Below are 6000 nucleotides of genomic sequence, written 5' to 3'. Positions count from 1 at the left end.
CCCGCGCGGTGGCGGGCGTCCGGGGGGCGGTCGCCCCGGTGGCGGTCACGGCCCGCGCGGCTGACGAAAGACACGAAGGGCACCGCAAGGTGCCCTTCGCTTTCGCCCTGACTCAATGCCGGGTCATGGACATGATGCGCGGATGCACCAATCGCTCGTAGTCGTTCCAGCCCATCCGCACCACTTCGTCATGGCTGCCTGCATTGAAGGCAATGTCATGCTCGTGCGACAACGTGTCGGCGGCATACACGTCCATCCCGTACAGGTTGCCGAATGGCGGCATAGCGCCTACTTCGCACTCCGGGAAACGATCGATGAACTCGCTTTCGTTGGCCAGCGCCACGCTCTTCGCGCCACACGCCTGGCGCATGCGTTCAAGGCTGAGCCATTCGTTGGCGGGCATCACCGCCATCGCCAAGCGGCCGTCCACCTTGACCATGACCGTTTTCGCGACATCCTTGCCCGCCAAGTGTGCACGTCGCGCGACATCAAGCGCGGTGATGGCATGGTCATGCGGCAGCGTGTCGAAAGCTACGTCGTGAGACCGCAGGTACTGTTCAAGTCTTTGCGTGGTCATGGCGGAATCCTCCACTGCTGGAACACATTGAGTGTATCCCTGCCCTTCCGGCTGCTTGCTGCCGTATGTCGGCGGCACCATGTCCTCAGGGCGCCCCGCCATTCCGGCGGGTGGCCAGGCTCTCGAGCAGGTCGATCGGCAGCGGGAAAACGATCGTCGAACTCTTCTCCCCGGCGATCTCGGTCAGCGTCTGCAGGTAGCGCAACTGGATGGCACGGGGGTCCTCGCCGAGCAGCTTCGCGGCCCGCACCAGCATCTCCGCGGCCTGGTGCTCACCCTCGGCATGGATGATCTTGGCGCGCCGCACGCGCTCCGCCTCGGCCTGGCGCGCGATCGCGCGGACCATGGTTTCGTTGATGTCGACATGCTTGATCTCGACGTTGGCCACCTTGATGCCCCACGCGTCGGTCTGGGCGTCGAGGATGGCGCGGATGTCGCTATTGAGCCTGTCTCGCTCGGCCAGCATCTCGTCCAGGTCGTGCTTGCCCAGCACGGATCGCAACGTTGTCTGCGACAGTTGGCTGGTGGCCTCGTAGTAGTGCTCGACGTTGATGATGGCCTTCTGCGGATCGACGACCCGGAAATAGACCACCGCATTGACCTTGACGGAGACATTGTCGTGGGAGATCAAGTCCTGCGAAGGCACGTCCATGACGATGGTGCGCAGGTCCACCCGCACCATCTGCTGCACCACCGGAATCAGCAGGAACAGGCCGGGCCCTTTGACCTTCCAGAATCGCCCCAGCTGGAACACGACGGCCCGCTCGTACTCGCGCAGGATCTTGATCGCACTGGCTATCAGGGCCAGCAGGAGCAGCACCAGGGGCATCCACAGGATCATGTTCATCACGCACCTCCGGGGAGTTCGGGCCCGGGTCCGGGGGCATCCAGCGGGACGACCTGCAGAACCAGTCCATCGATGGCGGCCACGCGCACGCGGTCGCCGCGCCTGAGTGGCCTGGCGGACGCGGCCTGCCACTCCTCGCCGCGGATGCGTACGGTGCCGCGTCCGGCAAAGTCCTCCACGACCAGCGCCAGCTGGCCCAACGGACTGGCCACGTCCGCAACCACCGGCAACCGGCGCGCGCGCGTTGCAAGCCACAGTACGCCCATGAACAACAACGCACTGGCCAAGGCGATGCCGGCAATCAGTCGCCCCGGGATACCGTAGCCCGGCCCCGACGTGTCGAACATGATCAGCGAGCCGGCCACGAGCGCCACAACGCCACCGATGCCCAGCGCGCCAAAACTGGGCATGGCGAATTCCGCCGCCATCAACGCCACACCCAGCACGATCAACGCCAGCCCGGCATAGTTGACCGGCAGCACCTGCAGCGCGTACAGCGCCAGCAGCAGACAGATCGCCCCGATCACGCCAGGAAACACCGCGCCCGGGCTGTAGCCCTCGAACAGCAGTCCGTACAGGCCGATCAGCAGCAACAGGTACGCGACGGTCGGCTCGGTGATCACCGCCAACAAGCGCGTGCGCCAACCGGGCTCGAACACGTTGACCGTCGCGCCTTCCGTGACCAGCGTGACACTGCGCTCGCCCAATCGAACCGTGCGCCCATGGGCCTGGGCGAGCAATTGGGTCATGTCGCTGGCGATGAACTCAACCACCTTCGCCTCAACCGCCTGGCGTGCCGTCAGCGTCGCGGCCTCGCGCACCGCCTTCTCCGCGAATACGACATCGCGGCCGCGCAACTCGGCCAGGCTGCGCAGGTACGCCGCAGCGTCATTGATGGCCTTCCCCGCCGCGGCATCGTCAGCGGAGACAGGCGTGGCCTTGGGAGGCCTAGCGTCGTCCTCTCGCCTATCCGGTGCCTGTGCCGGATCCTTTCGCGGCGACTGGCCCGGCCCGATGGATACCGGCGTTGCAGCACCCAGCGCCGTGGCCGGCGCCATCGCCGCAAGATGGCAGGCGTAGAGGATGTAGGTTCCGGCACTGGCGGCGCGCGCGCCCTCCGGCGCGACCCATCCGATCACCGGCACCTTGGAGGCGAGGATGGCCTGGTTGATGTCACGGGTGGCGGCATCCAGCCCGCCCGGGGTGTCGATGCGCAACACCACGGCGCTGGCATCCTCGTCGGCGGCCTGTTCCAGCCCTCTGCGGACGTGGTCGCTTGTGGCCGGACCGATGCCCCCCTTGATGTCCAACAGCAACACCGAGGGAGCGCGATCCACCCTGGCAACCGTGGAGACCGGCATCGACAGCCCGCCGGCAGCCAGCCCCAACGCCAGCACCCACACCGGACGCCAACCGTGCCCACGCACGTTCATCATCGTCCCGAGGGCGGAGCGGACAGGTCCGCCCGGACGTTCAGTAAACACCCAAGCTTGTAAACGCGGCGGCAAGAGCCCGACCCGCTGCACCCGCCCTCCCGTCCACCCGGGGGTAGCGCGACCGTGCTTCCCCCCGCATGACGTTTGAACAGACACGCGAACGGACCACCCACCGTATCCAGCCAGGAGCAGGCCCACCATGAGCGAACACGTCTACAAGTCGGTCGAACTGACCGGGTCCTCCCTCGCCAGCAGTGACGACGCCGTCCGCAAGGCGATCGAGCGCGCCTCGAAGACCATCCGCGACATCCGCTGGTTCCAGGTCACCGATGTGCGCGGTCACGTGGAAGGAGGCAAGATCGCCCACTGGCAGGTCACTCTGAAGGTGGGATTCACCCTCCAGGAATAGGTGCCTGCCCCCCCAACCGGGGCTCAGCGCAGTTCGAACGCGTCCCCGTCGAGCATGGCGGGGAAGCGTTCGCGGTGTGCCCGCAACTCCGCTGCCTGCAGCGTGGTGGTGACCACCACTTCCTCGTCCGTGCACTCGCTTACCGGATGACCGAGGAAGTCGATCACCGCGCTGTCGCCACTGTAGTGCAGCCCGTTGCCGTCGGTGCCGATCCGGTTGACGCCCACCACGTAGCACAGGTTCTCGATGGCCCGGGCGCGCAGCAGCGTCTTCCACGGGTAGTTGCGCGACGACGGCCAGTTGGCCACGTACAGGGCCAGGTCGTAGTCGAGTTCGCCCGGGCGCTCCACGTCATAGCGATTGCGCGAAAACACGGGGAAGCGCAGGTCGTAGCAGACCAGCGGACAGATCCGCCAGCCTTTCCAGTCCAGCGTCAGGCGCTCGCGGCCCGCGGCATAGCGCTCGTGTTCGCGCGCGTAGCGGAACAGGTGGCGCTTGTCGTAGGTGTGCAGGGCGCCTTCCGGCGTGGCGAACAGCATGCGATTGAACACACCTTCATCGGTGCGCAACTGCACGCTGCCAGTGACGGCGGCGCCCAGCTTGGCGGCCTGCTCGCGGATCCATGCGACGGTGGGGCCGTCCATGCCTTCGGCGTTGCCGATGGCATCGTTGCTGAAGCCGCTGGTAAAGGTCTCCGGCAACACCACCAGGTCGGTGGTGCCATGCAGCGGTGCGATCAACCGGGCGTAGTAATCGCGGTTGGCGGCCGGATCGTGCCAGCGGGTGTCACCCTGGACGATGGAAACACGCAGGTCCTGCATCGGGTTCACCTCAAAGCTTCTGCAGACGTGCGATGGCCGCATCCAGCGTGGCCTCGTTCTTGGCGAAGCACAACCGCGCCAGACGCTGCCCCTTCGGTGGTTGCGCATAGAACGGCGACAGCGGAATCGCGGTCACGCCCTTCTCCACCGTCAGCCAGCGGCAGAACTCGACGTCGTCCAGGTCGCTCACCGCCGAATAGTCCACCAATTGGAAGTAACCGCCCGGCACCGGCAACGGCTTCAGCTTGGTCGTCAGCAACTGTTCGCGGAAACGGTCTCGCTTTTCCTCGTAGAAAGCACCCAGCGTTTCGTAGTGCTCCGGCTCGGCTTCGATCATCTCGGCAAACGCCGCCTGCGCCGGGGTGAACGTGCAGAAGGTGTTGTACTGGTGCACCTTGCGCAGTTCGGCCGACAGCGCGGCCGGCGCAATGCAGTAGCCCACTTTCCAACCAGTGCAGTGGTAGGTCTTGCCGAAGCTGGACACCACGAACGCGCGCTCGCGCAGTTCCGGGTAGCGCAGCACCGACTCGTGGCGCGCGCCGTCGAACACGATGTGCTCGTACACCTCGTCCGAGAGCAGGTAGATGCCGGTGTCCCGCAACAATGCCGTCAGCTGGGCAATGTCGTCGCTGGTGAACATCGCCCCGGAGGGGTTGTGCGGGCTGTTGATCATCAGCAGCCGCGTCTTCGGCGTAACCGCGGCGCGGATCGCCGCCCAATCCGGAGCGAAGGTCGCCGGGTCCAGCGCCACGTGCACCGCCACGCCGCCCGCCAGGTCGATGGCGGGCTCATAGCAGTCGTAGCACGGGTCCAGCACGATCACCTCGTCACCGGCGCGGACGACCGCGGCGATGGCGTCGAAGATCGCCTCGCTGGCACCCGAGACCACGGTGATCTCGGCATCCACGTGCGGGCGATGGCCATAGCAGCGCTCGGTCTTGTCGGCGATGGCCTGGCGCAGCACTGGCAGGCCGGTCATCGGCGCGTACTGGTTCTTGCCCTCGCGCATGGCACGCGTCAGGGCATCGACCAGCCGGGCCGGCACGTCGAAGTCCGGGAAACCCTGCCCCAGGTTCACCGCACCGTGCTCCATCGCCAGTTGCGACATCACGGTGAAGATGGTGGTGCCCACCTTGGGCAGCTTGGTTGCGGGAGGCTGGGGGGCGGTCATCGCGGGCGCGTCATCCGGGATCGGGGGAAGAATCGCCAAGTGTACGGAAAGGGAGCGTCAAAGTTCCACCAATCAATCCGCATGAAGCGATAAAGTGGGGCGGCACATCTGGACGCGACGCCGCCGCGGCGGGGTCCCGCGCGCACGCTCCAATGCTCCAGCCAGCCATCCAACCGTCCCCCATGCGACACAGCCTCCGAACTCCCGCCGCTCCGACGAACGGCCTTTGTGCGCCCTGACTTTCACGCGACACTCACGCGATGCGCGAAATCCAGATCGTGGACGCCGGCGAACTCGCAACCGCCTATGCCCAGGCGGATTACGCTGTGCGCCTGGATGGCGACACCTTCCGGCTCAAGGTCGGCAAGCCCGCGGGTGATGTGGAGGCCTATTGGCCCGCCAGCCGGTATGCCTTCATCACTGCGTGGAACCCCGCCTCCCGGCCTCAGTCCGACGCGATCAACCAGAGCGCGGACTCGTCGCTGGTTGCGCAACTCAAGGCCATCGGCGCGCCACACCAGCCGGCCTGGGCGGAAGACACTACTGGTGATTGGCGTGAGCTGGGCTGGCTGGTGAGCGGGTTGGACCCCCACATGCTGGACGCGTTGGCCCACGAGTTCGGCCAGGCCGGCGTATTGCACTGGGAATACGGCCACCCGGTACACCTCAAGATGTACCTGCAACGGCCACCCGGCATCCCCCCTGTACCCCACATCGACTGGGTAGAATGACGGGATCG

General features: G+C 66.2%; 7 protein-coding genes. 2 read left to right on the top strand and 5 right to left on the bottom strand.

Features of this window, described 5'->3' with window-relative positions; all coding sequences use genetic code 11:
* Window positions 1-112 precede the first annotated feature (112 nt).
* The 3 genes from N800_RS03980 to N800_RS03970 form a co-directional block, all read right to left on the bottom strand.
* Window positions 113-577: an aminoacyl-tRNA deacylase gene (locus tag N800_RS03980; protein ID WP_036135086.1), complete on the bottom strand. Its 465-nt coding sequence runs from the start codon at window positions 575-577 to the stop codon at window positions 113-115.
* Window positions 578-662: 85 nt separating this feature from the next.
* A complete protein-coding gene (locus N800_RS03975) occupies window positions 663-1424 on the bottom strand; it encodes a slipin family protein (RefSeq protein WP_036135185.1) in 762 nt (253 codons plus the stop codon).
* A complete protein-coding gene (locus N800_RS03970) occupies window positions 1424-2857 on the bottom strand; it encodes an NfeD family protein (RefSeq protein WP_084087183.1) in 1434 nt (477 codons plus the stop codon). Before N800_RS03970 ends, N800_RS03975 begins: the two co-directional genes overlap by 1 nt.
* Before the next feature lie 202 nt (window positions 2858-3059).
* On the opposite strand from N800_RS03970, the gene N800_RS03965 reads away from it, so the two are divergent.
* The gene (locus N800_RS03965; protein WP_036135083.1) at window positions 3060-3269 is read left to right on the top strand and encodes a dodecin; all 210 of its coding nucleotides are present in this window, start codon (window positions 3060-3062) and stop codon (window positions 3267-3269) included.
* 23 nt (window positions 3270-3292) lie between these two features.
* On the opposite strand, the gene N800_RS03960 is transcribed toward N800_RS03965, so the two are convergent.
* Both N800_RS03960 and N800_RS03955 read right to left on the bottom strand, forming a co-directional pair.
* The gene (locus N800_RS03960; RefSeq protein WP_036135181.1) at window positions 3293-4090 is read right to left on the bottom strand and encodes an amidohydrolase; all 798 of its coding nucleotides are present in this window, start codon (window positions 4088-4090) and stop codon (window positions 3293-3295) included.
* Between the two features lie 10 nt (window positions 4091-4100).
* A complete protein-coding gene (locus tag N800_RS03955; protein WP_036135081.1) occupies window positions 4101-5261 on the bottom strand; it encodes a pyridoxal phosphate-dependent aminotransferase in 1161 nt (386 codons plus the stop codon).
* A 260-nt stretch (window positions 5262-5521) separates the two neighbouring features.
* Here N800_RS03955 and N800_RS03950 point away from each other — a divergent pair, with 260 nt between their 5' ends.
* Complete coding sequence (locus N800_RS03950; RefSeq protein ID WP_036135079.1) at window positions 5522-5992, top strand: DUF3293 domain-containing protein; 471 nt, start codon at window positions 5522-5524, stop codon at window positions 5990-5992.
* Window positions 5993-6000 lie beyond the last annotated feature (8 nt).

The organism is Lysobacter daejeonensis GH1-9, from assembly GCF_000768355.1.
Taxonomy (GTDB): domain Bacteria; phylum Pseudomonadota; class Gammaproteobacteria; order Xanthomonadales; family Xanthomonadaceae; genus Aerolutibacter; species Aerolutibacter daejeonensis.
This window is presented reverse-complemented; position numbering and strand designations above follow the sequence as displayed.

Excerpts from the sequence above, each read along its gene's own strand:
- N800_RS03970 (WP_084087183.1), bottom strand. The coding sequence starts at position 2,857 with ATGAACGTGCGTGGGCACGGTTGGCGTCCGGTGTGGGTGCTGGCGTTG.
- N800_RS03960 (WP_036135181.1), bottom strand. The coding sequence starts at position 4,090 with ATGCAGGACCTGCGTGTTTCCATCGTCCAGGGTGACACCCGCTGGCAC.
- N800_RS03965 (WP_036135083.1), top strand. The coding sequence starts at position 3,060 with ATGAGCGAACACGTCTACAAGTCGGTCGAACTGACCGGGTCCTCCCTC.
- N800_RS03975 (WP_036135185.1), bottom strand. The coding sequence starts at position 1,424 with ATGAACATGATCCTGTGGATGCCCCTGGTGCTGCTCCTGCTGGCCCTG.
- N800_RS03980 (WP_036135086.1), bottom strand. The coding sequence starts at position 577 with ATGACCACGCAAAGACTTGAACAGTACCTGCGGTCTCACGACGTAGCT.
- N800_RS03950 (WP_036135079.1), top strand. The coding sequence starts at position 5,522 with ATGCGCGAAATCCAGATCGTGGACGCCGGCGAACTCGCAACCGCCTAT.
- N800_RS03955 (WP_036135081.1), bottom strand. The coding sequence starts at position 5,261 with ATGACCGCCCCCCAGCCTCCCGCAACCAAGCTGCCCAAGGTGGGCACC.